The following is a 25930-nucleotide window of genomic DNA, read 5'->3' on the forward strand; positions in this document are numbered from 1 at the left end:
CGCGCTACGGCTCACCAAGCATAGCTCCGTCACCGTCAGTGCTTCCGGCAAAAGCCTGTTGAATAGCGCGTCGGCAACCGTAGAACTGCACAATACCGCGAACTGACGGCGGCTCCGCCCGCCGGCGGCAGCGTTGCTCACAAGGGGATTTTTCTATCTTGGGTCATGTCTGCCACGCTCACCCTTACCCATTCCTTCTACACGGCGCCCCTGCTGGAAACCGGGCGGCTCGTACTACGGCCCGACCAGCCAACCGATTTAGCGCCCTTTGTCGCCATGTGGGCCGAGCCCGACTTCCACCGCCACCTGGGTGGCAAGCCGATTACCGAAGAAGAGGCCTGGGCCAAGCTGCTGCGCAACGCCGGCCTCTGGCCGGTGCTGGGCTTCGGCTACTGGGCGATGGAGGAAAAGTCCAGTGGCCGGTTCATTGGGCAGGTGGGCTTCGCCGACTTCCAGCGCGCCATCGACCCCTCCCTGAAGGGAGTACCCGAAATCGGCTGGGTGCTGGCCCCGGCGGTCCACGGCCGGGGCTATGCTACCGAAGCCGTGCGGGCCGTGCTGGCCTGGGGCGACGCGCATTTTGCCCCGGCCCGCACCGTCTGCCTCATCGACCCGGAAAATCGGGCCTCGTTGCGGGTCGCGGAAAAGTGCGGCTACCGGCTGCTGGCCCGCACTACTTATAAGGAGCAGCCCATCCTGGTGCTGGCGCGCTGAGCTGCCTGGCCTCAGGGCCGGCTTTGCGTGGTATCCTGGGATGCCGGCGTAGGGTACGGCCGGTGGCGGCAACTCAACAGGAACAAAAAAACCCTTCAGCGCGGGCTGAAGGGTTTTTAAACACAAAAGGCTCTCCTTACGAAGAGCCTTTTGCGGTCCGGACGGGACTCGAACCCGCGACCTCCGCCGTGACAGGGCGGCATTCTAACCAACTGAACTACCGAACCGGTTTCTCGCGCTGAAAAGCCAGATGCTTTTCGTTTGAGTGATGCAAAAGTAGAAGACTCTTTTGGACTATACAAACGGAGAGGACAGAAAATGCCGTTTTAGCGGTCTGCCGGCGCGTAGTCAGGTGAGAACTAGCGGAATGAAATCTGATATATTTTTGGCCAATCGTGGTCCGGCAGACGTTCTGACGCCTGCGGAGCCTGGTTGCCGGTTGATGGCCGGCCCCGAAAAACAGCCTCGGGCCGTGCCTATCCGTTCGGGTACCCTGGTTTTTGGCGCTCGGTATCGGCAGTTTTAGCTGCTATCAGTACCTTGGAAGGAGCATTCAATTTTACAGGGTATGAATTCGGATAAAATAGCAGCAGAAGCCCAAGCACTTACTACCGTCGGCATAGCGGCCCAATTGGCTGCGGGAGCTGCGGCGGCGGCTACGAAAGCCCGGAAGCGGGACCGGCTGGAAGAAATCCTCGTCTCCTCGGCCGCGTCTACGGCGACCAGACTGCTGCCCCTGATGGAGCTCATCGAACGGATTCGGCCGCATACTGCCAACGATTCGGTGTTCAGCTCCCGTCGGGAAAAGATAAATGCCCAGCTGACCATTGTTTGCGAGCAGCTGAAAGCGGAGAAACCCAAGCGGCAGGCTATTGCCGACGCGTTCAAGACGATGGGGGAGTTCGTGGTGGAGGAATCCCGGGAAGTCAGCAGGGATGAGGTAAAAGAATCGGCCAAGCGGTTCGTGCTGGCCACCATCAGGCACGCGCCGGGCCTCATCAACGCCGCCCACCAGGCCCGCTTGCTTTCCTGAGAGAAGTCCGTCAGTCTTATTCCAGGCCGTTTGAAACGAGAAAATCCCCTTCAAAACAGTTTTATCAAACTGCCCCCCACTGCCTTTTCTGAGTTGGCTGTAGCTGGCGTCGTCCAGCCTTTCGGCAATGACGACGGCTGGTTGGCTGGAGGACGGGGGGAGGTAGTCATTGTAGGTAATGGCGATAGTCCCGTTCTCACACGTCACGACTGCTTCGAAACAGGCGTCAAAGCCACTCGATTTAGCTACCATCACGCAGCGGCGACGCGGGACTTCACGGGTGCTATAGTTGCCGGCTACGAAGGCCCCCCCCGATGGAACAGACGCCAGTATTCGACTACCGTTACCGGTTGCGTACAGCCTTTCACCTCGTGGACCGTGAAGGTATAGTCATTTCTAAGCGTGAATCACCCAACCACCAGAGCCAAGACCAGGGAAAGTAAAGGCAAGGCCTTTTTCACGCGTGGGCGGGGGGACAAGGGTAGGATAGCGAGTGCGCAAAATAACACGGCGGCGGCGGCGGCAGGTAGCTGCTTAAAGCAGAAAAGGCTCCTTAGCGTTATGCTAAGGAGCCTTTTCTTGCATTGCTGCGGTCCGGACGGGACTCGAACCCGCGACCTCCGCCGTGACAGGGCGGCATTCTAACCAACTGAACTACCGAACCAGGGTAGCTTTAACCGCGGCAGCCGTTGTGCTTTCCGTTAAAGTGATGCAAAGGTAGGCGTAGGTTTGGGATTACCCAACGGCCGCCCCGAATTTTCCCTGAAACCGGCCGGCCCCGGGCCTTTGTGGCTGTTTTTCAGCACTATTATTTTTCCGCCGAATGATTCCCCGCCGGTGGCGTCCCCGGTGTAGGGGTTTCCCGTACCTTTGCTTTCCCCCGTGACGGTGCTTATTTGCCGCCAACCTCGCATCTTAGCGACCCGTTTTCCTCTTTCTGCACTCCTCTGACGCATTCTTACTTTGGCACTGCTCCTCGATTTCGAACAACCGATTGCTGCCCTCGAAGGCAAACTCCGTGAAATGCAACAGCTGGCCCTCGACAGCCAGGTGGACGTTTCGGAGGCCGTAACGGCCCTGGAAGCCAAAATCAAGGCCCTCAAGAAGGAAACCTACGCCAACCTTACCCGCTGGCAGCGCGTGCAGCTCTCGCGCCACCCCGAGCGCCCTTACACCCTCGATTATATTGAGGGCATGACCGACAAGTTCATCGAGCTGCACGGCGACCGGACCGTGGGCGACGACAAGGCCATGGTGGGCGGTTTTGCCGACCTGGATGGCCGCTCAGTGATGTTTATCGGGCAGCAAAAGGGCCGCAACACCAAGCAGCGGCAGTTTCGTAATTTCGGTATGCCCAACCCCGAGGGCTACCGCAAGGCCCTGCGCCTGATGAAGCTGGCCGAGAAATTCGGCAAGCCCATCGTGACGCTGATTGATACGCCCGGCGCCTTTCCGGGGCTGGAAGCCGAGGAGCGGGGGCAGGGCGAGGCCATTGCCCGCAACCTGAAGGAAATGTTCCTGCTCAAGGTGCCCGTTATCTGCGTCATCATCGGCGAGGGGGCCTCCGGCGGCGCGCTGGGCATTGCCATCGGCGACCGGGTGCTGATGCTGGAAAACACCTGGTACTCGGTTATTTCGCCCGAGTCGTGCTCCAGCATCCTGTGGCGCAGCTGGGACTACAAGGAGCAGGCCGCCGAAGCCCTCAAGCTCACGGCTACCGACATGCTGGCGGCCAAGCTCGTGGACGGCATCGTGAAGGAGCCCCTGGGCGGCGCCCACACGGCCCCCGACAAGATGATTGACACGCTGCGCAAAACCCTGATCAAAACTCTGGACGAGCTCGAAGCCCTGCCCGCCGACGAGCGAATTTCGCAGCGCATCGACAAGTTCTCGGCCATGGGAGTTGTCGTGGAATAAGGCAATTAAAAATTCTCAGCCTCCTCGGTACTACGTGAGGAGAGGCCATTTTTGATTCTTCACTTTAATTGAGAAAATGACCGTTCATACCCTCGATACCGGCTTGTTCAAACTTGACGGCGGCGCCATGTTTGGCGTGGTGCCCAAGTCGATGTGGCAGAAGCTGAACGCGCCGGACGCCAACAACATGTGCACCTGGGCCATGCGCTGCCTGCTTATTGAGGACGGCAAACGGCTGATGCTCATCGACAACGGCATCGGCGACAAGCAGGACGAGAAGTTCCGCGGCCATTTCTACCTGCACGGCGACGACACGCTGGAAAAATCCCTGCGCCGGCTCGGATTTACGGCGGCCGACGTCACCGACGTGTTTCTGACCCACCTGCACTTCGACCACTGCGGCGGCTCGGTCATCCGCACTGCGGCCGGCAAGCTGGAGCTGGCCTTTCCGAATGCCACCTACTGGTCGAACGAGGCGCACTGGAGCTGGGCCACGCAGCCGAACCCGCGCGAGAAGGCCAGCTTTCTGCGCGAGAATATCCTGCCCATCCAGGAAAGCGGCCACCTGCAGTTTGTGAGCAAGGGCACCGCGCCCGCGCTGCTGCCGCAGTTCCGCGAGATTATCTTCGCCGACGGGCACACCGAGAAGATGATGGTGCCGCTGCTCAACTACAAGGGCCGCACGCTGGCTTTCATGGCCGATTTGCTGCCCTCCGCGGCCCACGTGCCGCTGCCCTACGTGATGAGCTACGACGTGCGGCCGCTGCTGACCCTGACCGAGAAGGAGGCCGTGCTGCGCCGCGCCGCCGACGAGAACTGGGTGCTGCTGCTCGAGCACGACCCCACCCACGCCTGCTGCACGGTGCAAAACACGGAGAAAGGCGTACGCCTGGCCGAAACCTTCCGCCTCGAAGACCTCTAACCCCAGCCCAACCCGATGCAGAAGATAGGCGTGGCATTGTCGGGGGGCGGGGCCCGGGGTATTGCCCACCTGGGCGTGCTGGCCGCGCTGGATGAGCTGCAGATTCCGGTGGCGCATCTGGCCGGGGTGAGCTCCGGAGCCATTGCGGCCACGTTTTACGCCGCCGGCTTTACGCCCGCCCAGATTCTGCACCTGCTCACTACCACCAACGTGGCCCGGCTGATGCGCCCGGCCTTCAGCCGCTACGGCCTGCTGCACTTCGACGCCGTGGAGCAGCTCTTCATCCGCCACCTGGGGCTGGATGCCTCTTTTGCCGATCTGCAGCGGCCTCTGACGCTCGTGGCAACGGATCTGGCCGAAGGCGTGTCGGTGTATTTCTCGGAGGGCCCCCTGATTCTGCCGCTGCTGGCCTCGTCGGCCGTGCCCATCGTGTACCGGCCGGTGGAGTACCAGGGCCGGCAGCTGGTCGATGGCGGCCTGCTCAACAACCTGCCCGTGGAGCCGATACTCGAACAAGGCATGCGCGTCATCGGGGTGCACTGCAACCCGATCAATAATGCGGCCCGCGTGACCAACTTCCGCAACCTGATTGAGCGCACCCTGCACCTGGCCATCAATGCCAACACCGTTCCGCGGCAGCGGCGCTGCGACGTGCTCATCGAGCCGCCGGAGCTGCGCCTGTACCGGCCGCTGGGCTACCGCCGGGCGCCGGAGCTCTACGAAATCGGCTACCGCTACACGATGAGCATGGCCGAGCAACTGCAGGCCCTGAGCTAGCCGCCCCCGGGCTGCCATCCTATAGCAGGGCTCAACAAGCGGAGCAAAACGCGCGGCATCGTCAAAAATCCCTATTTTTAAACCAGGCAGTCCGTTTTGCGTTGGACTGCCGAAACGCCCTCTATGCCCAAAGCTCCCCAAACTCCCGCCTTCTGGTACTATTTCTCGCGCTTCTGGTTTTGGCTAACTGGCTGGAAGCTAGCCTCCGTCGTGCCGCCGGGCATCACCAAGGGTATCATGATTGCCGCCCCGCACACCAGCAACTGGGATCTGCTCTACGCCCGGGGGGCCTTCTTTCTGATGAACGTGCCGGTGCGCTTTACCGTGAAAAAAGAGTGGGTCGACAACAAGTTTGTGGGCTGGCTCGTCCGCTCCCTCGGTGCGCTGCCCGTGGACCGCAGCCGCAACAACAGCCTCGTGGACGGCATGGTGCAGCTGTTCAACAACAATGACGAGATGGTCATCATGATTACGCCCGAGGGCACCCGCAGCTACCAGCCCAAGTGGCGCAAAGGCTTCTACTTTGCGGCCATGGGCGCCAAGGTGCCGATTCTGCTGGGCTTTCTGGACTATAAAAACAAGGAAGCCGGCGTGGGCCCGGTGTTCTGGCCCACGGGCAACTACGAAGCCGATACTGAGGAAATCAAAGCCTTTTACCGCACCAAAACCGGCAAATTCCCCGAAAAAGGAGTGCGCTAGTCCGCTACTGGCTTGCTGATTCTTGTTTGCCTTCCCAGTATCCACCTTTCATTGACCCCGCATGGAAAAGGTCCAGACGCTGCTGATTATTCTGTTTGCAGTAGGCGCTTTGGTGTGGCGCATGGTGCAGAAAGCCCGGGAAACAGCCGCCCGGGAAATCCGGGAGCGGCCCACAAGCCAGGGGCCGCCTTTGCCCGCAACGTCGTTTCAGGAGCTGCTGCGGCAAATGCAGGCCCAGAACGAGGCCGGTCGGCAGATAGAGCCCCCGGCGGCGGAAACCCGGCCGGTATTCCAGGAGCCGGCCCCGGCCCGCGAAACCTCCCAGCAGCGCACCCGCCGCCAGGAAGAGCAGCCCCGGCCCATAGTCCGGCCCGCGGTGCCCCGGCCCGAAGTGGCGCCGCCCACCGCGCCGCTGCAGGTGCAGCAGGCTACCCGGCCCAACGCCACCACGCGCCAGGTAACCGACATGCTGCGCAACCCGGCCGATGTGCGGGCCGCCTTCGTGCTGAGCGAGATTCTGAAACCCAAATTCTAGCGGCGGTCCTCACTACCAGCACCAGCGGCCCGGTTGCTTCAGCCGGGCTGCTGGCACTGGGAGTGAGCTGTTCGTTTTAATCCTGGGTGAGGGCATAGCTCATCAGGTTGGCGCCCATGCGCAGGGCCGCTTCGTGGCTGGCGGGGGAGTCTTCGGGGTAAGTGCCCAGGTCTTCCCAGCCGTTGCCCAGGTCGCACTCAAAGCTGTAGAAGCACACCAGCCGGCCCTTGTAGAGCAGGCCGAAGCCCTGGGCGCGCTTGCCGTCGTGCTCGTGCACCTTGGGCAGCCCTTTGGGAAAAGGAAATTTCTGGTGGTAGATAGGATGGGAGTACGGCAGCTCCACGAACTCCAGCTCGGGAAACACCTTCTTCATCTCCGGCCGGATGAACTTGTCGAGGCCGTAGTTGTCGTCGATGTGCAGAAAGCCGCCGCCGGTGAGGTAGCGGCGCAGGCTTTTGGCCTCGGCGTCGGTGAAGGACACGTTGCCGTGGCCCGTCATATGCACGAAGGGATAGGTGAACAGTTCGGGCGAGTCCAGCTCCACGGTGGCCTCATCGGGGGCAATGTTGGTGCGCAGGGCCTGGTTGCAGAAGCGGATCAGGTTGGGCAGGCTGGTTTTGTTGGCGTACCAGTCGCCGCCGCCGCCGTAGTGCAGCTTGGCAATGCGGAAGCTGGGCGGGGGCGCGGCCGCCGAGAGGGCCAGCAGGAGCAGAGCGGAAAGCAGCAGGTTTTTGAGCATAGGCAGGGTGGGAGCAGCACGGCCCCATATCGACTACAAAGTAACGGATAGCCGTGAAAGTTCAGGACCGTAGTAACGGCCCATCCCATCAGCGCCATACTGTTTGGCTTTATAAACCCGGTAAGCGTCCGTATCAGCCGCTGGGTCGGCTGATGTTGCTCGAAAAGGTGTTTCTTGCCGGAAGGACTGGTAGCTGTCCGGCCCGCAAACAATTATTACCAAATCTGCTAATGGTGACTGGCAAAGAATTAGTGAATCTGGGATTAAAACCAGGCAAGTGGTTTAAGGAAGCTCTCGATCATATCAATTCTTATGGTCTCGCGGGCGATGCTCTGCTGGCCTACCTCGACACCGTGAAGCCGGCCCCGGTGATTCCGCTTCTGAAAGCTGCGGTGCCGTTTTTTGAGAATATCAGCGCCGACACGGCCGTCGAGCAGGCCAACATCGACTACGTGAAGCAGTCGATGCAGCAGCTTATGCGTACGCCGACAGTAGTGGCGGGGGCCATTATGCCGGATGCCTGCCCGGCGGGGCCCTTGGGTACCATTCCGGTTGGGGGCATCGTGGCCACGCGAAATGCCATTCACCCCGGCATGCACAGCGCGGATATCTGCTGCTCCGTGATGCTCACTAATCTGGGCCGGGTTGATCCGAAAACCGTGCTGGATGTGGCCCAGCAGCTTACGCATTTCGGCCCCGGCGGCCGGCCCGCCGGGCAGCAGTTTGAGCTGCCGGCAGCGCTTCAGGCCGAGTTTCAGGATAATCCCTTTTTGAACTCGTTGCGCAGCCTCCGGTTTGCCCGGGAGCATCTGGGGACGCAGGGCGACGGCAACCACTTTCTGTACGTCGGCATTTCGCGCAATACCGGTGATACGATGCTCATTACGCATCATGGCTCGCGGGGCGTGGGTGCTGCGCTCTATACCCAGGGCATGAAGGTGGCCGAACGATTCCGGCAGGCCATTTCACCCGAAACGGCCCCGCCCAATGCCTGGATACCCAGCCAATCGGAAGAAGGGAAACAGTATTGGGCCGCGCTGCAAACGGTTCGCAAATGGACCAAGCAAAACCACCTGTGCCTGCATGACGCCATCGGCAGTCAGCTTGGCGCGCGGGTGCAGCAGCGTTATTGGAATGAGCATAATTTTGTGTTCCGTGACGGGGACTTGTTTTATCACGCCAAGGGAGCGACGCCACTGGACCCGAAATTTATGCCCGACATCACCGGCCCGCGCATCATTCCGCTGAACATGGCCCAACCCATCCTGATTGTGGAGGGCCCGACCACTGAAAACAACCTTGGCTTCGCCCCCCACGGTGCCGGCCGTAACCTAAGCCGGACCCGCCATAAGTCCAGTAAGGGCCGCCAGACGAAAGAGGACCTGTTTGCCGAAGAAACCCGCGGGATTGATGCCCGGTTTTTCTTCAATCAGATTGATATTTCTGAGCTGCCCAGTGCCTACAAGGATGCGGAGGAAGTGAAGCGGCAGATTGCGCAGTTCAACCTGGCCACCACCATCGATGAGATTCTGCCCTACGGCTGCATCATGGCCGGCGACTGGGAGCAGGATGCGCCCTGGCGCAGGAAGAAGCTGGCCAAGGAGGCCGCCCGGCTGGCCGCGGCGGATTCTCAGGCGGACGGCTCGGCCCTGCAGGAACAGTGGGGGAAAGTCCCTGGAACGTATCCTGGCTCCGGAAATGACTAAGGAAAAGCTGCAGCATTTTCTGCAACGAACAGGCTTTATCACGGCGGCTCAGGCCGAGGAAATTGCCGCGCAGTTCCGGCCCCGGATGCTGGCCCGCCACGGGATGCTGCTGGAGGCCGGCAAAGTCAGCGACGACTACTTTTTTCTGGACCAGGGCTTTATGCGGGCCTTTGCCTACGATACGGAGGGCAACGACACCACCACCGCCTTTTATGCCGCGGGCCAGCTGGTGTTCGAGGTAGCCTCTTTTTTCAACCGCACCCCTTCGCGGGAGTATATCCAGGCCCTGACCGACTGTCAGGGCTGGAGTATCCGGTATCAGGAGTTGAATGCCCTGTTTCATGCGCGGCCCGAGTTCCGGGAGTTTGGCCGGGCCATGCTGGTGCGGGGCTACGCGGGGCTCAAAGACCGGATGCTGGCCATGATAACCGAGCAGGCCGCCGCGCGCTACGAAGCGCTGCTGTGGGCTCAGCCGGAAATCCTGCAGCATGCTCCGCTCAAAAACGTGGCCTCCTACCTCGGGGTCACCGACTCGTCGCTGAGCCGCATCCGCAAGGGGAGCAGCAAAAAATAACGGTTGCCGGCCGTTCTTGTCATTTGGCAAGCCGTAACCGCGGCCGATGGGCTTCCTTTACCGCAACCAACTCCACCCCGCGGCCATGGAAACGATACCAGTTGCCCTTCGTCTTGCATTCGGCCTGAGCACAGCCTTGGCAGTCTGGCTTTTTTACCGGGCCGCGCACCGCTCCGGGTGGGTTTTGGCGGTACTGCTGCCGTGGCTGCTGATTCAGGGCGCGGCGGCGGGCAGCGGCTTTTACACCGTTACCAGTAATACGCTGCCGCCCCGGCTGGCGCTGGTGCTGGGGCCGCCTATGCTGGCTATAGTGCTGCTGCTGCTCACGGGCCGGGGCCGCCGGTTTGTGGATGGGCTGCGCCTGGAAACGTTGACGCTGCTGCACGTCGTCCGGATTCCGGTGGAGCTGGTGCTGTTCGGGCTGTACCTGCACCAGGCCGTGCCCCGGCTGATGACGTTCGAGGGGCGCAACTGGGATATCCTGACCGGGCTGACGGCCCCTGTGGTGTATTATCTGGCGTTCCGCAGGAAGCAGCTTGGCCGCTCGGGGCTGCTCATCTGGAATGTGGTGGGGTTGGCTCTGCTGCTCAACATCGTGGTCAACGCGGTGCTGGCGGTGCCCGGACCCCTGCAGCGCCAGGCCTTCGACCAGCCCAACGGGGCTGTTCTGCACTTCCCTTTCGCTTGGCTGCCCGGCGTGGTAGTCCCGCTGGCGCTGCTGGCCCACCTGGCCGCCATTCGCCGCCTGTTGCGGGCACCGCTGACTTCAGAATAGGCAGTGGCTGATATCAGGAGCTGCTCCGCTCCCGCGCCAGATGGACTGTAAACACGGCTGCCAGCGCCGCCGTTTCGGTGCGCAGCCGGGAGGCGCCCAGCGTCACCGGCCGGATACCCCGGGCCCGGGCCGCTTCGATTTCCTGGGGCGTAAAGTCGCCTTCGGGGCCAATGAGCACGCAGCAGCTCGTGCCCTGGGCCGCGACCTGCGCCAGGGCCGTCCGCTCCCCGGCTTCCAGGTGGGCAATGAAAGTCGTTTCAGCGGTCAGCGTCGGCACGAAGGCGGCGAAGTCGGTCAGCTCGTCCAGCTGGGGCAGCCACGCCTGGCCCGACTGCTTGAGGGCGCTGACGGCAATCTTTTCCAGCCGCTCCAGCTTTAGCTCCCGCCGCTCGGAGCGGGCGCAGCGCAGAAACGTGAGGCGGTCCACGCCCACTTCCACCGCCTTTTCCACCAGCCACTCCATCCGGTCGAGGTTTTTGGTGGGCGCCACGGCCACGTGCACGAAATAGGCGCGGCGCGGTACCAGCTCGTGCCCGGTGAGGCGGAGCTGGCAGCGCTTGGGATTGGCATCGGCCACGGTGGCCTGAAACACGCCGCCGCGCCCGTCGACCAGCACCACGGCGTCGCCGGGGGCGAGGCGCAGGACGCGCACGGCGTGCTTGCTTTCTTCTTCGGAAAGCTGGTAGGTGGGTTGCGGGGCCGTGAGGTCGGGAGCGTAGAAAGTAAGCATAGCGGTGCGAAGTACGGACACGGACCCATACTTCGCACCATGGCGGCCGCAATTCAAGGAGGGTGCGCCCGTCCCGGGCCCAGGAGCTGCCGCATGCCTGGGCGCCGCCGGGGCGGCCGGGCTAGCCCAGCGTTTCGTTCAGCAGCTGGGCCAGGCGAATGCCGGCCTGCTGAATGCGCTGCTGCATGAGCTGGGCGTGGGCGGGGTAGTAGGTGTAGTCTAGGTCGGCGCCGGCGGGCGTGTCGCGGTAGAGCTGCTCACTGGCCTGGTACGACTCCCAGAACCACTGGTCCATGGGCGTTTGCTGCCACTCCCGGCGCTGGCGGCGCGGCAGCTGGCTGTATTTACCCGCCATTTCGGTGTAGCTCAGGCCCTGGTACTCCAGCAGGCCCGAGTCCCAGAGGCTGTGCAGGTTGGTGTCCTTGCCCCGGAATTTCACCCTGACGTCGTTGCCGCCCTTATCTTCGGCGTGGCCGGCGTGCAGGGGCTGGTGGGCATCGCCCACCAGGTGCACCACAAACTTCAGCGCGGCCGTGCGTTCGGCGGGAGTGCTGGCGGCATCTTCGAGCTCACAGAGCTTGATCTGCAGGATCTGGTAGGCGTTAGCCTCCTTCTGCCCGTGCAGCGCCTGCAGGTACTGCGCCTGGTTCAGACCCGCGGGGGTGTTGACATAGTGCCAGGGCGCGGTGCCCTTGAAGCCGGGGTAGTAGCGGATTTCGTCGGGCCAGGTGCTGATCATCGTCAGTGTCTCGGTGCCCAGCAGGGTGGCAATTTCGTGGCGGGCCCCGGCAGAAAGGTGTTGTTCGGCAATCTGGGCCACGGCCCGGTGGCCTTCCATGCCCCAGGCCCAGAGGCGGAGCGGGGTAAGCGTGAGAAACAGTAGCGGGAGTAAGCGTTTGGGCATGGTTGGGGAGAGAGGTTGGGAATGGGCCGGTAAATTAACCCGATTCTATATACCGGCCCCAATTATTTGCCTCTTGCCCTGCGCGGTAGCGTATCAGCCCGGTTGGCCGGTGGGCCTCCGCCCGGGGCGGCCCGCGGGGCAAACCGCCGCCTGCGGTTGGCCCCAAAACGTAATAAGCCCCGCCGGCAGCTGCCAGCGGGGCTTATTACAGCGTTGCGCACCCTGCCTAAGCAGGTACCGCGTCCGATTTGGGTGCGCCGGCCAGAATTTCTTCGTTAGCGAAGTCGGCGTACTTGCGGAAGTTGGTCACAAACTTCTCGGCCAGCGAGGCGGCCGTCTTGTCGTAGCCTTCCTTATCGGCCCAGGTATTGCGCGGGTCCAGGATTTCGGTGGGCACGTTCGGCACCGAGGCCGGCACCTCCACCCCGAAAATCGGGTGCTTGGCGAATGCCACGTCCGTGAGCTGGCCTTCCAGAGCGGCCGTAATCATGGCGCGGGTGTAGCCCAGCTTCATGCGCGAGCCCACGCCGTAGGAGCCGCCGCTCCAGCCCGTGTTGATCAGCCACACGTTCACGTTGGGGTTCTCGTCCATCTTGCGGCCCAGCATCTCGGCGTACTTGGTGGGGTGCAGGGGCAGGAACACGGCGCCGAAGCAGGCCGAAAACGTGGTCTGCGGCTCGGTGATGCCCATTTCCGTACCCGCTACCTTGGCCGTGTAGCCACTCATGAAGTGGTACATGGCGTGGCTCTTGTCGAGGCGGCTGATGGGAGGCAGCACGCCGAAGGCATCGGCCGTGAGGAAGAAGATGTTCTGGGGCGCATCGGCCACCGAGGGCTCGATGGCGTTGTCGATAAAGTTGATGGGGTAGGCCGTGCGGGTGTTTTCCGTCACGCTCTTGTTGGCGTAGTCCACGGTGTGGGTGCCGGGAATAAACCGCGTATTCTCCACGATGGAGCCGAACCTGATGGCGTCCCAGATCTGGGGCTCCTTTTCGCGACTCAGGTCGATGACCTTGGCGTAGCAGCCGCCCTCGAAGTTGAAGATGCCCGCATCGGGGGTCCAGCCGTGCTCGTCGTCGCCGATCAGGCCGCGGTTCGGGTCAGCCGACAAGGTCGTTTTGCCCGTGCCGGAGAGGCCGAAGAACACCGCCGTGTCGCCGTCCTTGCCCACGTTGGCCGAGCAGTGCATGCTGAGCGTGTTTTTCTCGTGGGGCAGCAGGTAGTTCAGCACGCCGAAGATGCCTTTCTTCATCTCGCCGGCGTAGCCCGTGCCGCCAATCAGAATCATCTTCTTGGTGAAGTTGATGATGGCGAAGTTGGGCTGGCGGGTGCCATCCACGGCCGGATCGGCCTCGAAGCCGGGGGCGCAGATGATGCTGAAGTCGGGCGTCCAGGTGGTGTCGGCACCTTCTTCGGGGCGCAGAAACATGTTGTAGCAGAACAGGTTGTGCCAGGCCTGCTCGTTTACCACGCGCAGCTTAAGCTGGTAGTCGGCGTTGGCGCCGGCGTAGGCTTCGCGCACGTAGAGCTCCTTATCGACCAGGTACTGTACCATCTTGGCGTGGAGCTGGTCGAACTTGTCGGGGGCGAAGGGAATGTTGATGTCGCCCCACCACACGCTGTCGGCGGTGTTTTCGTCTTTCACCACGAAGCGGTCCTTGGGCGAGCGGCCGGTGAACTTACCGGTGTCGGCCATCAGGGCGCCGGTGTCGGTGAGGGTGCCTTCGCCATTGCGCAGGGCGTGCTCCACCAGCTCGGCGGGCGTAAGATTGAGGTGAACCTGGGCAGCTTGAGTAAAGCCCAGCGGCGCGAGGCGGTCGAGGGCGTTGGCGGCGGTGTTCTGCATAAGCCGAAAACGGGAAAAATTAGGGTGGGAAGAAGAAGTATCGGGAAACAAAATTAGTCAAAAAAGCTGGCCCGCCGCAGTTGCCGCCGGGAAAGTGCCGGAGGGCCGCGAAAATTCGCTGCAGTGGGCAGGCTTTCTACTCCGATTTACGGCAGCAGTTGCCACTTGCGAAAGTTTTGTAGTTTTACCAACCACCCGCCTGGTTGCAGCCGGCGGTCCTTTCCCCTTCCCAACACTTCACTTCTTTTTCATGCAAACGACCTCCGCTGTGCGGGAGCAGCAGCCACCGGCCGCCTCCACCAGCCACCCCAAGGGCCTGTACGTGCTCTTCGCTACCGAAATGTGGGAACGTTTCAGTTACTATGGTATGCGGGCGCTGCTGTCCCTGTACATGCTCAAGGCGCTCCTGATGAACAAGGAGATGTCGTCGCTCATCTACGGCAACTATACTTCGCTCGTGTACCTGACCCCGCTGCTGGGCGGCTACATGGCCGACCGCTACTGGGGTAACCGCCGTTCTATTCTGGTGGGGGGCCTGCTGATGGCCGCCGGCCAGTTTGCCCTGTTTTTCTCGGCCTCGCTGTACGGTGCCGGCCAGACCGAAGTGCCCCAGATGCAGCTGCTGCTGTTTTTCGTGGGACTGGGCTGCCTGATTTTCGGCAACGGCTTCTTCAAGCCCAACATCTCCTCGATGGTGGGCTCGCTCTACCCGAAGGGCGATTCCCGCATCGATGCGGCCTACACCATCTTCTATATGGGTATCAACCTGGGCGCGTTCTTCTCGCCCCTGGTCTGCGGCACGCTCGGCGACACGGGCAACCCGGCCGACTTTAAGTGGGGCTTCCTGGCCGCCGGCATCGGCATGCTGATCGGTAGCCTGACCTTTGAAATGCTGAAGCACAAGTACGTGGTAACCGCCGAGGGCACGCCGCTGGGCGCCAGGCCCGAGCGTACCGTGGAGCACTCGCCGGTAGTGCCGGTGCAGACCGACGGCCCCGTGCGCGCCGAAACCATTGCCCAGCCCGCCAAGAGCTTCGCCAGCAAGCTGCCCATGCTCATCGGCCTGTTTGCCGTGGTATACGCTACCATTGCGTGGCTCATGAACAAGGACTGGATTGGCGCGCTGGTGTTCTCGGCCATGATTGTGGCCCCCGTCACCATCCTGACCGACCCCACGCTCACGGCCCGCGAGAAGCAGAAGATCTACGTTATTTTCATCCTGAGCTTCTTCGTAATCTTCTTCTGGGGCACGTTTGAGCAGGCTGGTGCCTCGCTGACTTTCTTCGCCGACGAGCAGACCGACCGGACGCTGGGCGCCTCGGTGGTGCCGGCTTCCTACTTCCAGTCGGCCAACGCCTTGTTCATTATCGTCTTCGCGCCAATCTTTGCCGTGCTCTGGACCTGGATGGGCAAGCGCGGTACCGAGCCTTCCTCACCCCTGAAAATGTCCATCAGCCTGATGCTGATGGCCGTGGGCTACCTCATCATTGCCTTCGGGGTACGCGGCGTCGATGCCAACACCAAAGTGAGCATGTTCTGGCTCATCACCATGTATCTGGTGCACACCTTTGCTGAGCTGTGCCTGTCGCCTATCGGGCTGGCGCTGGTCAACAAGCTGGCTCCGGCCCGCTTCGCCTCGCTGCTGATGGCCGTGTGGTTTCTGGCTACGGCCGCCGGCAACAAGCTGGCCGGCGTGCTTTCGGGCCTGTATCCTCCCGGCCCCGGCGAGTTTGCTAAAGCCTCCAAGGAAGGCATCAACCTGCCCGGCATCCTGAACGGCACCACCCAGGCCACGGCCGACGTGATGACCAAGCTGACGGAGCTGGAGCTGACCTCGCACTGGCCCACGTTCCTGGGCTTCCAGATTACCAGCCTCTACGACTTCTTCATGATCTTCGTGGGGTTGTCGGCCGTGGCGTCGCTCATCCTGTTCGTGCTTTATAAGCGTCTGAATACGATGATGGCCGAGCCGGTAACGGCGGCGTAACTTCCACTGGTCTCAATGGAAAAGCCCTGTCAAACTCTTCTGGCAGGGCTTTTTTATGTTTTATGGAGTAAAATAATTCAATGATTCGGCTGGTCTTGTCGGAGGCTGGTTTATGGAATACCATCTTGCATTAAAGTCCCAGGATGTCAGACCGTGTGCATACCTGGTTAATTGTAGGCGTTAGCTTACTTGTGCTGTATGGTGGTTTGGGAATGCTCAATGTCCAGGTTAGCCTGAAATATGAAATCGGCAACGACCCCTGCCTTTCAGTAGTATCGGGCCGCAACCTGTGTGCTGATTACTAACGAATGAAGTGGCTGACCTGGGCCTCATTGGGAGGCGTGCTGGAGCTAATCGGGTTCAGCAACCAACTCGTCCGCAAAAAATAGCTGCTTAACTAATGCCCATAGAAAAGCCCCGCCGGACCGAAGTCCAGCGGGGCTTTTTGTTCTAAGCGAGAAGCTTAGCGGCTGATCTTACATCATGCCGCCCATGCCGCCCATGCCGGCGGCACCGCCGCCACCGTGGCTGTGCTCTTTCTCGTTCTCCGGCTCGTCCGAAATCACGCACTCGGTGGTCAGGAGCAGGCCGGCAATCGAGGCGGCATTTTCCAGCGCCAGGCGCGTTACTTTGGTCGGATCAAGGATACCAGCGGCCATCAGGTTCTCGTAGCGGTCCTCGCGGGCGTTGTAACCGAAGTCACCTTTGCCTTCGCGCACCTTCTGCACGACTACCGAGCCTTCGCCACCGGCGTTAGCCACGATGGTACGCAGGGGCGCTTCGAGGGCCGTGCGGATGATATTCACGCCGGTACGCTCGTCGCTGTTGTGGGTGTCAATGGCATCCAGCGCGTCGAGGGCGCGCACCAGGGCCACGCCGCCGCCGGGAACCACACCTTCTTCTACGGCGGCACGGGTGGCGTGCAGCGCATCGTCGACGCGGTCCTTCTTCTCCTTCATCTCCACTTCCGTAGAAGCGCCGATGTAGAGAATGGCCACGCCGCCCGAAAGCTTCGCCAGACGCTCCTGCAGCTTCTCCTTGTCGTAGTCCGACGTGGTGGTGCCGATTTGCGCCTTGATTTCGTTGATGCGAGCGGTGATGGTGGCTTTCTCACCCTTGCCGTTCACGATGGTCGTGTTGTCCTTGTCGATGATGATCTTCTCGGCCGTACCCAGGTATTCCAGCGTAGCAGAGTCCAGCTTGTAGCCGCGCTCTTCCGAAATCACCGTTCCGCCGGTCAGCACCGCAATGTCTTCCAGCATCGCCTTGCGACGGTCGCCGAAGCCGGGAGCCTTTACGGCCGCAATTTTCAGCGAGCCGCGCAGCTTGTTTACCACCAGCGTCGCCAGGGCCTCGCCGTCCACGTCTTCCGAGACGATAACCAGGGGCTTACCGGTCTGAACTACCTGCTCGAGTACGGGCAGCAGCTCCTTCATGGTGCTCACTTTCTTGTCGTAGATGAGCACGTAGGGGTTTTCCAGCTCTACTTCCATCTTCTCCGGGTTGGTCACGAAGTAAGGGGAGAGGTAGCCGCGGTCGAACTGCATGCCTTCCACCGTTTTCACTTCGGTTTCGGTGCCACGCGCTTCTTCCACGGTGATAACGCCTTCTTTGCCCACTTTGTCCATGGCGTCGGCAATCATCTGGCCGATTTCGGCGTCGTTGTTGGCCGAAATGGTACCTACCTGGGCAATTTCCGAAGAGTTTTCAATCTTCTTCGACTGCTGCTTCAGGTTCTCGACTACGGCCTTCACCGCCTTGTCGATACCACGCTTCAGATCCATTGGGTTGGCACCGGCGGCTACGTTCTTCGAGCCGGCGGTGTAGATGGCCTGGGCCAGTACAGTGGCCGTCGTCGTGCCGTCACCGGCCTGGTCGGCGGTTTTGGAAGCAACTTCCTTCACCAGCTGGGCGCCCATGTTTTCTACCGGGTCGCTCAACTCAATTTCTTTGGCTACCGTCACACCGTCCTTGGTGATGGTAGGGGCGCCGAATTTCTTGTCAATAACCACGTTGCGGCCTTTCGGGCCCAGGGTTACTTTTACGGCATTCGCCAGTTTGTCTACGCCGCGCTTCAGCTTGTCGCGGCCGTCGGTATCGAATTGGATGTTCTTAGCCATCTTATGGGTTACTGGAGATTAAGTCGAAAGGGAAAGGTGCTCTACAGGACGGCGAAAATGTCCGACTCCTTCATGATGAGGTAGTCGGTGCCTTCGATGGTGATTTCGGTGCCGGCGTATTTGCCGTACAATACCTGGTCGCCCACTTTTACCTGCGGCTGAATCAGGTTGCCACTGTCGGCCACCTTGCCTGCGCCTACGGCCACTACTTCGCCCCGCTGGGGCTTTTCTTTTGCTGTGTCGGGGATGATGATACCCGATTTGGTCTTCTCCTCAGCAGCAGCCGGTGCAATGATGACGCGGTCGGCCAGCGGTTTCATGCTTAGTGACATATTGTTCGTTTTGGGTGAAAGGTTTTCAGTATAGGAACGTGGGTCGGCAGGCAACACTTCTTGTGCCAGCCTGCCCAAACCTGACAGAATGGACACTTCCCGGGGGCGGACCCGGTCTGCTTTACCCCGGAAGCTGCCAAACCTGTCAGGCGGCAAGGTAGCAGGTGAGCCGACAACGCACAAAAAAACCGCCGATGGCTTCAGAGAAACCACCGGCGGAGCAGGTCGGGCAAAAAGACGGGCTTAGTTGGCCGGCACCGTGGCCGGAGCCGGCGTAGCCGCGGGCTGCTGGACCGGAGCACCCGCGGGGGCCGGAGCCGAAGCTGGCGCCTGGGCCGGAGCAGCCGGGCCGGTAGGAATGCGCGTTTCCAGGGCTTTCTGTTGGTTCACGCTGCGAACGGGACCAGCCGCACCGGAAGCGCCGTTCAGCACGTGCGTGCCCAGGCTCAGTACCATCAGGCCAATGGCGAAGCCCCAGGTCAGGCGCTCCAGCAGGTCGCCGGTACGCTTTACGCCCATCAGGTTGGCCGCGCCGCCGGAGCCGAACTGGCTGGAGAGGCCGCCGCCTTTGGGGTTTTGGGCCAGCACTACCAGGGCCAGCAGGAAGCACACAAAAAGAATCAGAACGATAAGGGCAACGTACATTACTCCGAGGGTTTCAGTTGTTGGATTTGTTCGGCAAAATACGCCTTTTTTTCCGGCTGACGCACTATCAGCCGCTCATATATTTCAATGGCCTTGGCGATTTTGCCCTGCCGCACCATGATTTTAGCCAGCATTTCGGTGGCAATTTCGGGTACTACCTGCGTGCTGCGAACCGACAAATCGGCCTGCTCCTCAGCGGCTGGTGCGGCCGCTACCGGCGTCTTGAGGCGGGGCTGAACCCGCAAAAACTTGTTGATCAGCTCAAACGACGACCGGGACGGCACCGGTGCGGCCGGCGTATACGCCTTCAGGTGGGCCAGCAGCAGGGCATCGGGAGCAAAGAAGTCGTCGGCGGGCAGGTCCCGGGTGTTGTCGTCGCGCAGTTGCAGGCAGTAGCCCAGCCGGCTGCTGCTGCCGAAGGCGTACGCCAGGTCGGCATCGGCCCGGAAGGCCGGCACGCTGGGTACCGCGGGCTGCGGCGCCGAGTCGGCCCCTTCCTCCAGCGTCGGGAGCTGGTACACCGGGGCAATTTCCGGCTCGGTATCAGCGAGGCCGAACTCGAAGCGGGCCGCGCCGGCTTCTCCGGGCGGCCGGATAGGTGGGGCCACGGCCGGCAGCAGGTCGTCGGCGGGGGTCGGGCCCAGTCTTTCCGGCGCCGAGGAGCCAGCCATTGGAGCTTCCGCGGCCTGCGGCGCTGCTGCCAGCTCGGGTTCGGCCGCCAACTCGCCTTCCTCAGGCGTGGGCGACGTCGGCATTAGCAGCGTTTCCGGTCCGGCCGCATCCGCTGCCGGCGGGGCAGCATCCGCCGCTGGCTCTATCGGCAGATCTGCTGCATCACCCGCGGGTTTTGCGGGCTCCGGTGCTTTGGGGGCCACTTCGGCTTCATCTGCGCGGGCAGCGGACGGCTCTGCTGTGGCAGGTTCCGGGGCTTCAGCGGCCGCAGGTTCCGGATCGGGGGCTACTGCCAGCACTTCCACCGCCGGCAGCACTTCCACCGCCGGCAGCACTTCTGCTGCCTGGGCCTCGCCGCCGGCTGCGGCTGACGCCGGCTGGAGGGTAGCGGCGGGCTGGACCGGGGCGGGCAGCTCAATCAGCTGGCGGAGCAGCTCCCGGTCGACGGCGTAGGTGGCGGCCCGGCGCAGGCGCTGCCCGGCTAGCATGCTGCCCCGGTCGTGAGCGGCCTTGGCCAGCAGGATGTGGGCGGTCTGACAGTACGGAAAAGCGGCCGCCAGCTGCTCCAGCTCGCGGATTTCGGAGTCCGAAATTCCGTTCACATGATCCAGAATGTGCAGCAGCGACGCGCGGGTCATATCGTGGGGTTACGTAATTGGGCGCAGAGCCGGGGTTTCCCGACGGCCTTGGCAGAGCTACACCGGGTACCCTGGGCCGCCAGTAATGCGCGGCTTTAGGGGCGGCAAAAGTGCATCATTTTACCCGGTAAACCCACCGTTGCCCTATATATAGCTGCGCCGCCGTCCGGCACCGGTGGTTGGCGGGAGCCAGGCTCCGGGTAATAAGCTTAGCATCAGCTCAGTCGGGGCCGGGCTACCAGTTGGCCACCGACTTGTTGAAGGTGTCGGTGATGATGTTGTTGATGGGCAGCCGCAGGGCGCTGGGGTCGTTGTTGATGCTGGACACGTCGCGGGTCGCGGCAAAGTCGCCGGTGCTCTGGAAGGTTTGCTCAAAGTCCTGCTTCGGGTCGTTGGTGTTGGTAAACCGCACCCGCACCTGAATGGTGAGGCGGTTTATGCCAGCCTGGTCCACGCCGTTTTCGCGCTGAATGGCCGCCGGGGCGAAGTCGTAGGCAATAATCTGGCCCTCAAACTGCAGGTCGCCGTCGCGGGGTACCAGCTTGAGCGTGGTGTTGCGCTGGAAGTAGTTCTTGAACTCCTCGGTAAAGCGCTGCGACAGGGTCGAAGGCCCGTTGTTGGCGTTGTTCTGGAAGGTGGAGATGGAAATCGTCTTGACCTGCGGGTCGATGTTGGTGCCCGTGAAGGAATACACGCTGCAGCCACTCAGGCTCAGCAGCATAAGGAGGGCCAGCACACCGTAGGCACGACCCAGCAGCGGCGGGCTACACTTGCTCCAGGTCATATTGCTTCAGCTTGCGGTAGAGGGTGCGTTCCGAGATGCCCAGGTCGTGGGCGGCGTACTTGCGCTTGTTGTGGTGCTTTTTGAGGGCTTTCAGGATCATCTCCTTTTCCTTGGCCTCCAGCGACAGGGTTTCTTCCTCGGTTTCGTGCGGAATGTCTTCCACGCGCTGGGGCTCCTCATCGTAGCCGTCCTGGTCATCGACGGTCAGCTCGGGGCGGGGCGTGAGGATGTACTCGGCCGCGCCGTCGGACGACGAAGAGCCCCGGCTCAGGCGGCCGCCGTCGTAGCCCGGGGCCACGTTCAGGTTGTTGAACAGGTGGCTGTTCTGGCGCAGCAGCTCCTGGGCTTCGGCCGGGCGCTGGCCGGCGGCCAGATCGAGCACCAGCTTCTTGAGGTCGGTCATGTCGCGGCGCATGTCGAAGAGCACCTTGTAGAGCAGGTCCCGCTCGGAGTAGGTGCCCGTGCCACCGTCGGCGCTGCCGGTGGCGGCGTGCATGAGCATGGGCAGGCGGCTGCTTTGCTCGGCGGGCAGGTACTGGCGCAGCCGGGGCGCATCTACGTCGCGCTCCATCTCCAGCACCGACATCTGCTCGGCCACGTTCTTGAGCTGGCGGATGTTGCCGGGGAAGCGGAAGCGCTGCAATTCCACGACGGCCTCCGAATTCAGGGCAATGGGCTTCACGCGGTAGCGCTCGGCAAAATCGGTAGCGAACTTGCGGAACAGTAGGTAGATATCATCGCCTCGCTCACGCAGGGGTGGAACCGTAATCGGGACGGTATTGAGGCGGTAGTAGAGGTCTTCGCGGAACTTGCCCTCGCGCACGGCGTCGAGCAGATTCACGTTGGAAGCGGCCACCACGCGCACATCGGTCTTCTGCACCTTGCTGGAGCCGACGCGGATAAACTCGCCGTTTTCGAGCACCCGCAGCAGGCGGGCCTGGGTGCCAAGCGGCATCTCCCCGATTTCGTCGAGGAAGATGGTGCCGCCGTTGGTGACCTCGAAGTAGCCCTTGCGGGCCTCCTGGGCGCCGGTGAACGAGCCTTTCTCGTGGCCGAACAGCTCCGAGTCAATCGTGCCTTCCGGAATGGCGCCGCAGTTGATGGCAATGAACTGTCCGTGCTTGCGCGGCGACAGGGCGTGGATGATCTTGGAAAAGGATTCCTTGCCCGAGCCGCTTTCCCCGCTGATGAGCACCGTCATGTCGGTGGGCGCCACCTGGGTAGCTACCTGAATGGCGTAGTTCAGCGTCGGCGCGTTGCCGATGATGCCGAAGCGCTGCTTGATGGATTGTATTTCGGAAGGTGTCAAGAGCCGGGGAGTTTTGTTAACAGACGAAAAACGACTGTTTTTATTTTAAGCGTAGCGCAGCCGGGCGCTGGGCGCCGGAATGGGCCGATTTAGTTTGCGGGCCGTTTCCAGCCATTCTCCAACACTTACGGCAGCATTGGCCAAAGCTTCGGCTTGGGTACCTCCGTCGGCCATGCAACCGGGTAAATCGGGCACTTCAGCCACGAAACGAGCATCGTCTAACCGCCAGAATATGCTAATGGGGTAGGCAGGCAAGCCAATCCAAGCTGTATCAATACTTGTTTTTTTGCGAGGGAAATTTTTGATGATCAGCAATCGTACAATCAAAAACAAGATGCCTACGAAGAACAATAGACTGAAAATCTGCCAAGCAATCATTCCCCATTCCATAGAAAGCGTGATTTTAAGATTCAGGTTAGAAGTCAATTTTTGATTAAATGGAATCGCCCAAAAGCGAGCCGCCGGTACCGGTGTGCACGAACACGTTCACGTAGTCGCCTTTTTTATAGTCTTTCTTGGGGAAGATGACGACCTGGTTCTGGCTGTTGCGGCCGCTCAGGTGCTCCTGGCTGCGCTTGGAGAAGTTCTCGACCAGCACGCGGTGCATTTTGCCCACGGCCTGCTGGTTGCGGGCGGCGCTGCTTTTCTGCTGCAGGTCGATGATTTCCTGGAGGCGGCGCTTTTTCACGGCCAGCGGAATATCGTCTTCGAGCTTGCGGGCGGCCAGCGTGCCGGGACGCTCGGAGTAGAAGAACATGTAGGCCATGTCGTACTGCACCCAGTCGATGAGGCTGAGCGTATCCTGGTGCTCCTCCTCGGTTTCGGAGCAGAACCCCGAAATCATGTCGGTGCTGATGGCGCACTCGGGACCCAGAACCCGGCGGATGGCCAGTACGCGGTCCTCGTACCAGGCGCGGTCGTAGGTGCGGTTCATGAGCTTGAGAATGCGCGAGTTACCGCTCTGGGCGGGCAGGTGAATGTACTTGCAGATGTTCTCGTGCCGGGCCATGGTGTGCAGCACCTCGTCGGTGATGTCCTTGGGGTGGGAGGTGGAGAAGCGCACCCGCAGCTCGGGGCTGATCAGGGCCACGCGCTCCAGCAGCTGGGCGAAGTTGACGAACTCAGCGCCGTCCTCCGACGTCCACTTATAGGAGTCCACGTTCTGGCCCAGCAGGGTTACTTCCTTGTAACCCTGGGCCACCAGGTCCTGGCATTCGCGCACGATGCTGTGGGCGTCGCGGCTCCGCTCGCGGCCCCGGGTGAAGGGCACCACGCAGAACGAGCACATGTTGTCGCAGCCGCGCATGATGCTCACGAAGGCGGTGATGCCGTTCGAGTTCAGGCGCACCGGGGTGATGTCGGCGTAGGTTTCGTCGCGGCTGAGCAGCACGTTCACGGCCTTCTGCCCGCCGTCCACCTCCCGGATCAGGTTGGGCAGGTCGCGGTAGGCGTCGGGGCCGACTACCAGATCTACCAGCTTTTCCTCTTCCAGGAACTTACTTTTCAGGCGCTCGGCCATGCAGCCCAGCACACCCACCAGCATGCCGGGGTTGCGCTTCTTGTGGCTGTTGATCTGGGACAGGCGCATGCGCACGGTCTGCTCGGCCTTCTCGCGGATGGAGCAGGTGTTGAGCAGCACCAGGTCGGCTTCGGCCAGCTGCTCGGTGGTATCAAAACCCTCGTCGAAGAGGATGGAAGACACGATTTCGGAATCGGAGAAATTCATCTGGCAGCCGTAGCTCTCGATGTAGAGCTTGCGCTGCCGGCCCGTGCGGGTAGCCGGGCTCACCCGCACGTCCTGGGCCGGCTCGTGGTCGGTGGCCGGCGTGGTGGGCGCGTCGAGAAAATCTAAGGTGAACAGTTGCTGCGACATAGGTAGTACAAACACGGAAGGAGGGCAAAGGTAAGTTTTTTGGCCCTAAAATGACAGAATGGCAGAGAAGAGCTTGAGGTGAAAATCCAGCAGTTGAAAACCGCACATCATTCCGAGCGCAGCCGAGAAATCTCGCGTGGTGTCATTTGATCAGTACTCTGGCGTCAGCCTGCGAGATGCTTCGGCTTCGCTCAGCATGACCGTTCTTCATCTAAGTCTAAGGCAGATATGCCAGCACCCCGCGTACGTCCTGCACCGTGTGAAAATCCAGCCCGGCCAGCTGCTCGGGCTCGACCCGCTCGAAGATCCAGTTGGCGTGGTAGGGTACGTGCACGGCCCGGAACCCCAGCCGGGCCACCGGAATGATGTCGGACTTGAGCGAGTTGCCGATCATGACGAAGGTTTCGGCGGTGGCGGCGTGGCGGCTGAGCAGGCGCTGGTAGGTGGCCTCGTCTTTTTTGCTCACAATTTCAACATGGTCGAAAAAATCGCCCAGGCCGGAGCGGGCCAGCTTGCTTTCCTGGTCGAGCAGGTCGCCCTTGGTGAGTACCATCAGGCGGTGGCCGCGGCGGCGCAGCTCCGTGAGCACCTCCACCACGCCGGGCAGCGGCTCGATAGGGTAGCGCAACAGGTCTTTGCCCAGGTCGATAATCTGCTGGACGTCGTGGCCGGTCACGGCGCCATCGGTGAGCTGGATGGCGGTTTCAATCATCGACAGCATAAAGGCCTTGGCCCCGTAGCCGAAGAGCTGCATGTTGCGGCGCTGCACGGCGTTGAGCTGCTCGGTGAGGTGGGCCGGCTCGCCGCAGTGGGCCATGATTTCGAGCAGGCGGGCTTCTACCTGGTCGAAGTGGGGCTGGGTCGACCAGAGCGTGTCGTCGGCGTCGAAGGCAATGAGGTGGGCAGCGGGGAGCATGAAGGCAAAGCGTGGAAAAACCCGCGGGAAAGGCCCCACCGGGCCGTAAAGTTACCGAACTTGCGGCCCATGAAACAGCTGATTGACCTGGCGACCTGGAACCGGCGCGAGCATTTTGCCTTCTTTTCGGCCTTTGAAGAACCCTTTTTCGGCCTGGTCGCGCCCGTCAACTGCACCGGCGCCCAGGCCGAAGCCCGACGGCTCGGGGTGTCGTTTTTCCTGTACTACCTCTACCACGCCGTGCAGGCCGCCAACGAAGTGCCCGAGTTCCGCACCCGCATCGAGGACGGGCAGGTGTACCGCTACGACCGGGTCCACGCCTCGGCTACCCTCGGCCGCCCCGACCATACCTTCGCCTTTTCCTTCATCGAGCAGCACGACGAGCTGAGCCGCTTCGTGGCCGCCGCCACCGCCGAAATGGCGGCCGTGCAGGCCAGCTCGGGCCTGCGCCTGGGCCCCACCACCGCCCGCCCCGACGTGCTGCACTGCTCGGCCATTCCCTGGGTGCGCTTCACCGGCCTCACCCACGCCCGCAGCTTCGCCCACCCCGACAGCTGCCCCAAGATTTCCTTCAGCCAGCTCTACCAGGAAAACGGGGCCACCTGGATGAACGTGGCCGTGAACGTGCACCACGCCCTGGCCGACGGCTACCACGTGGGCCAGTTTCTGACGGCCTTTGAGCAGCGGCTCAGGGGCGCGGCGCCGGCCGGTTAGGCTCGCCGGAGCGGAGCAGCACGCTTGGTACTGCTACTCACGCGGTGCTCTGGGAGGCGTCGCAATGCT

The 25930-nt window shown here is 61.8% G+C and carries 25 protein-coding genes and 2 tRNA genes; 12 read left to right on the forward strand and 15 right to left on the reverse strand.

Annotated elements, in window-relative coordinates:
* The first annotated feature begins 165 nt into the window (after positions 1-165).
* A complete protein-coding gene (locus tag ABD842_RS17810) occupies positions 166-714 on the forward strand; it encodes a GNAT family N-acetyltransferase (protein WP_345116917.1) in 549 nt (182 codons plus the stop codon).
* A gap of 153 nt (positions 715-867) precedes the next feature.
* Here the strand turns inward: ABD842_RS17810 and ABD842_RS17815 are convergent.
* Positions 868-941 (reverse strand) — tRNA-Asp (locus ABD842_RS17815).
* A 341-nt stretch (positions 942-1282) separates the two neighbouring features.
* Between ABD842_RS17815 and ABD842_RS17820 the strand changes: the two genes are divergently transcribed.
* The gene (locus ABD842_RS17820; protein ID WP_345116919.1) at positions 1283-1747 is read left to right on the forward strand and encodes a hypothetical protein; all 465 of its coding nucleotides are present in this window, start codon (positions 1283-1285) and stop codon (positions 1745-1747) included.
* 590 nt (positions 1748-2337) lie between these two features.
* On the opposite strand, the gene ABD842_RS17825 is transcribed toward ABD842_RS17820, so the two are convergent.
* A tRNA-Asp gene (locus tag ABD842_RS17825) sits at positions 2338-2411 on the reverse strand.
* 305 nt (positions 2412-2716) lie between these two features.
* Here ABD842_RS17825 and ABD842_RS17830 point away from each other — a divergent pair.
* From ABD842_RS17830 to ABD842_RS17850, 5 genes are all read left to right on the forward strand, one after another.
* Positions 2717-3664 carry an acetyl-CoA carboxylase carboxyltransferase subunit alpha gene (locus ABD842_RS17830; protein ID WP_345117047.1) on the forward strand — a complete coding sequence of 316 codons (948 nt, stop codon included), beginning with the start codon at positions 2717-2719 and terminating at the stop codon, positions 3662-3664.
* A 76-nt stretch (positions 3665-3740) separates the two neighbouring features.
* On the forward strand, positions 3741-4586 hold the full coding sequence (locus ABD842_RS17835) for an MBL fold metallo-hydrolase (RefSeq protein ID WP_345116921.1): 846 nt from the start codon (positions 3741-3743) through the stop codon (positions 4584-4586).
* 15 nt (positions 4587-4601) lie between these two features.
* Positions 4602-5363 carry a patatin-like phospholipase family protein gene (locus ABD842_RS17840; protein ID WP_345116923.1) on the forward strand — a complete coding sequence of 254 codons (762 nt, stop codon included), beginning with the start codon at positions 4602-4604 and terminating at the stop codon, positions 5361-5363.
* Between the two features lie 123 nt (positions 5364-5486).
* Positions 5487-6062, forward strand: coding sequence for a 1-acyl-sn-glycerol-3-phosphate acyltransferase (locus ABD842_RS17845; RefSeq protein ID WP_345116926.1), 576 nt, complete (start codon positions 5487-5489; stop codon positions 6060-6062).
* A 61-nt stretch (positions 6063-6123) separates the two neighbouring features.
* Positions 6124-6597: a hypothetical protein gene (locus tag ABD842_RS17850; protein ID WP_345116928.1), complete on the forward strand. Its 474-nt coding sequence runs from the start codon at positions 6124-6126 to the stop codon at positions 6595-6597.
* Positions 6598-6673: 76 nt separating this feature from the next.
* On the opposite strand, the gene ABD842_RS17855 is transcribed toward ABD842_RS17850, so the two are convergent.
* Entirely contained in the window at positions 6674-7336 is a 663-nt protein-coding gene (locus ABD842_RS17855) for a DUF4159 domain-containing protein (protein WP_345116930.1), read from the reverse strand.
* 53 nt (positions 7337-7389) lie between these two features.
* Here ABD842_RS17855 and ABD842_RS17860 point away from each other — a divergent pair, with 53 nt between their 5' ends.
* The 3 genes from ABD842_RS17860 (at position 7390) to ABD842_RS17870 (ending at position 10391) form a co-directional block, all read left to right on the forward strand.
* The gene (locus ABD842_RS17860; RefSeq protein WP_345116932.1) at positions 7390-9042 is read left to right on the forward strand and encodes an RtcB family protein; all 1653 of its coding nucleotides are present in this window, start codon (positions 7390-7392) and stop codon (positions 9040-9042) included.
* A complete protein-coding gene (locus ABD842_RS17865) occupies positions 9035-9616 on the forward strand; it encodes a Crp/Fnr family transcriptional regulator (RefSeq protein ID WP_345116934.1) in 582 nt (193 codons plus the stop codon). Before ABD842_RS17860 ends, ABD842_RS17865 begins: the two co-directional genes overlap by 8 nt.
* Before the next feature lie 184 nt (positions 9617-9800).
* On the forward strand, positions 9801-10391 hold the full coding sequence (locus ABD842_RS17870; RefSeq protein ID WP_345116936.1) for a hypothetical protein: 591 nt from the start codon (positions 9801-9803) through the stop codon (positions 10389-10391).
* A 13-nt stretch (positions 10392-10404) separates the two neighbouring features.
* Here ABD842_RS17870 and ABD842_RS17875 read toward each other — a convergent pair whose 3' ends face one another.
* From ABD842_RS17875 to pckA, 3 genes are all read right to left on the reverse strand, one after another.
* Positions 10405-11121 (reverse strand): 16S rRNA (uracil(1498)-N(3))-methyltransferase, encoded by a 717-nt coding sequence (locus ABD842_RS17875; protein WP_345116938.1) that lies wholly within the window; start codon positions 11119-11121, stop codon positions 10405-10407.
* A gap of 121 nt (positions 11122-11242) precedes the next feature.
* Positions 11243-12025 (reverse strand): S1/P1 nuclease, encoded by a 783-nt coding sequence (locus ABD842_RS17880; RefSeq protein WP_345116940.1) that lies wholly within the window; start codon positions 12023-12025, stop codon positions 11243-11245.
* Between the two features lie 226 nt (positions 12026-12251).
* Positions 12252-13871 carry a phosphoenolpyruvate carboxykinase (ATP) gene (gene pckA / locus ABD842_RS17885; protein ID WP_345116942.1) on the reverse strand — a complete coding sequence of 540 codons (1620 nt, stop codon included), beginning with the start codon at positions 13869-13871 and terminating at the stop codon, positions 12252-12254.
* Positions 13872-14121: 250 nt separating this feature from the next.
* Between pckA and ABD842_RS17890 the strand changes: the two genes are divergently transcribed.
* Positions 14122-15858 (forward strand): peptide MFS transporter, encoded by a 1737-nt coding sequence (locus tag ABD842_RS17890; protein ID WP_345116944.1) that lies wholly within the window; start codon positions 14122-14124, stop codon positions 15856-15858.
* Between the two features lie 476 nt (positions 15859-16334).
* Here ABD842_RS17890 and groL read toward each other — a convergent pair whose 3' ends face one another.
* The 9 genes from groL to ABD842_RS17935 all read right to left on the reverse strand — a co-directional run bounded on the left by groL (position 16335) and on the right by ABD842_RS17935 (position 25147).
* Entirely contained in the window at positions 16335-17978 is a 1644-nt protein-coding gene (gene groL, locus ABD842_RS17895; protein ID WP_345116946.1) for a chaperonin GroEL, read from the reverse strand.
* 41 nt (positions 17979-18019) lie between these two features.
* Positions 18020-18310: a co-chaperone GroES gene (gene groES / locus ABD842_RS17900; protein WP_073109933.1), complete on the reverse strand. Its 291-nt coding sequence runs from the start codon at positions 18308-18310 to the stop codon at positions 18020-18022.
* Positions 18311-18553: 243 nt separating this feature from the next.
* Entirely contained in the window at positions 18554-18955 is a 402-nt protein-coding gene (gene secG / locus ABD842_RS17905) for a preprotein translocase subunit SecG (protein ID WP_345116948.1), read from the reverse strand.
* Complete coding sequence (locus tag ABD842_RS17910) at positions 18955-20265, reverse strand: hypothetical protein (RefSeq protein WP_345116951.1); 1311 nt, start codon at positions 20263-20265, stop codon at positions 18955-18957. The genes secG and ABD842_RS17910 overlap by 1 nt, the downstream gene beginning before the upstream one ends.
* Positions 20266-20500: 235 nt before the next feature.
* Positions 20501-21049, reverse strand: a complete 549-nt coding sequence (locus ABD842_RS17915; RefSeq protein WP_345116953.1) for an LptE family protein — start codon at positions 21047-21049, stop codon at positions 20501-20503.
* Positions 21030-22358 (reverse strand): sigma-54 interaction domain-containing protein, encoded by a 1329-nt coding sequence (locus ABD842_RS17920; protein WP_345116955.1) that lies wholly within the window; start codon positions 22356-22358, stop codon positions 21030-21032. The genes ABD842_RS17915 and ABD842_RS17920 overlap by 20 nt, the downstream gene beginning before the upstream one ends.
* A 45-nt stretch (positions 22359-22403) precedes the next feature.
* Positions 22404-22784 (reverse strand): type II toxin-antitoxin system HicB family antitoxin, encoded by a 381-nt coding sequence (locus ABD842_RS17925; RefSeq protein WP_345116957.1) that lies wholly within the window; start codon positions 22782-22784, stop codon positions 22404-22406.
* Positions 22785-22791: 7 nt separating this feature from the next.
* A complete protein-coding gene (gene miaB / locus ABD842_RS17930; RefSeq protein WP_345116959.1) occupies positions 22792-24231 on the reverse strand; it encodes a tRNA (N6-isopentenyl adenosine(37)-C2)-methylthiotransferase MiaB in 1440 nt (479 codons plus the stop codon).
* Between the two features lie 217 nt (positions 24232-24448).
* Positions 24449-25147 carry an HAD family hydrolase gene (locus ABD842_RS17935; protein ID WP_345116961.1) on the reverse strand — a complete coding sequence of 233 codons (699 nt, stop codon included), beginning with the start codon at positions 25145-25147 and terminating at the stop codon, positions 24449-24451.
* 69 nt (positions 25148-25216) lie between these two features.
* Between ABD842_RS17935 and ABD842_RS17940 the strand changes: the two genes are divergently transcribed.
* Positions 25217-25861: a CatA-like O-acetyltransferase gene (locus ABD842_RS17940; RefSeq protein WP_345116964.1), complete on the forward strand. Its 645-nt coding sequence runs from the start codon at positions 25217-25219 to the stop codon at positions 25859-25861.
* Positions 25862-25930: the final 69 nt, after the last annotated feature.

It is taken from the genome of Hymenobacter algoricola (genome assembly GCF_039539525.1).
In the GTDB taxonomy this organism is placed as follows: domain Bacteria; phylum Bacteroidota; class Bacteroidia; order Cytophagales; family Hymenobacteraceae; genus Hymenobacter; species Hymenobacter algoricola.

Excerpts from the sequence above, each read along its gene's own strand:
- ABD842_RS17810 (WP_345116917.1), top strand. The coding sequence starts at position 166 with ATGTCTGCCACGCTCACCCTTACCCATTCCTTCTACACGGCGCCCCTG.
- ABD842_RS17820 (WP_345116919.1), top strand. The coding sequence starts at position 1,283 with ATGAATTCGGATAAAATAGCAGCAGAAGCCCAAGCACTTACTACCGTC.
- ABD842_RS17835 (WP_345116921.1), top strand. The coding sequence starts at position 3,741 with ATGACCGTTCATACCCTCGATACCGGCTTGTTCAAACTTGACGGCGGC.
- ABD842_RS17840 (WP_345116923.1), top strand. The coding sequence starts at position 4,602 with ATGCAGAAGATAGGCGTGGCATTGTCGGGGGGCGGGGCCCGGGGTATT.
- ABD842_RS17845 (WP_345116926.1), top strand. The coding sequence starts at position 5,487 with ATGCCCAAAGCTCCCCAAACTCCCGCCTTCTGGTACTATTTCTCGCGC.
- ABD842_RS17850 (WP_345116928.1), top strand. The coding sequence starts at position 6,124 with ATGGAAAAGGTCCAGACGCTGCTGATTATTCTGTTTGCAGTAGGCGCT.
- ABD842_RS17855 (WP_345116930.1), bottom strand. The coding sequence starts at position 7,336 with ATGCTCAAAAACCTGCTGCTTTCCGCTCTGCTCCTGCTGGCCCTCTCG.
- ABD842_RS17865 (WP_345116934.1), top strand. The coding sequence starts at position 9,035 with ATGACTAAGGAAAAGCTGCAGCATTTTCTGCAACGAACAGGCTTTATC.
- ABD842_RS17875 (WP_345116938.1), bottom strand. The coding sequence starts at position 11,121 with ATGCTTACTTTCTACGCTCCCGACCTCACGGCCCCGCAACCCACCTAC.
- ABD842_RS17880 (WP_345116940.1), bottom strand. The coding sequence starts at position 12,025 with ATGCCCAAACGCTTACTCCCGCTACTGTTTCTCACGCTTACCCCGCTC.
- pckA (WP_345116942.1), bottom strand. The coding sequence starts at position 13,871 with ATGCAGAACACCGCCGCCAACGCCCTCGACCGCCTCGCGCCGCTGGGC.
- ABD842_RS17890 (WP_345116944.1), top strand. The coding sequence starts at position 14,122 with ATGCAAACGACCTCCGCTGTGCGGGAGCAGCAGCCACCGGCCGCCTCC.
- groL (WP_345116946.1), bottom strand. The coding sequence starts at position 17,978 with ATGGCTAAGAACATCCAATTCGATACCGACGGCCGCGACAAGCTGAAG.
- groES (WP_073109933.1), bottom strand. The coding sequence starts at position 18,310 with ATGTCACTAAGCATGAAACCGCTGGCCGACCGCGTCATCATTGCACCG.
- secG (WP_345116948.1), bottom strand. The coding sequence starts at position 18,955 with ATGTACGTTGCCCTTATCGTTCTGATTCTTTTTGTGTGCTTCCTGCTG.
- ABD842_RS17910 (WP_345116951.1), bottom strand. The coding sequence starts at position 20,265 with ATGACCCGCGCGTCGCTGCTGCACATTCTGGATCATGTGAACGGAATT.
- ABD842_RS17915 (WP_345116953.1), bottom strand. The coding sequence starts at position 21,049 with ATGACCTGGAGCAAGTGTAGCCCGCCGCTGCTGGGTCGTGCCTACGGT.
- miaB (WP_345116959.1), bottom strand. The coding sequence starts at position 24,231 with ATGTCGCAGCAACTGTTCACCTTAGATTTTCTCGACGCGCCCACCACG.
- ABD842_RS17935 (WP_345116961.1), bottom strand. The coding sequence starts at position 25,147 with ATGCTCCCCGCTGCCCACCTCATTGCCTTCGACGCCGACGACACGCTC.
- ABD842_RS17940 (WP_345116964.1), top strand. The coding sequence starts at position 25,217 with ATGAAACAGCTGATTGACCTGGCGACCTGGAACCGGCGCGAGCATTTT.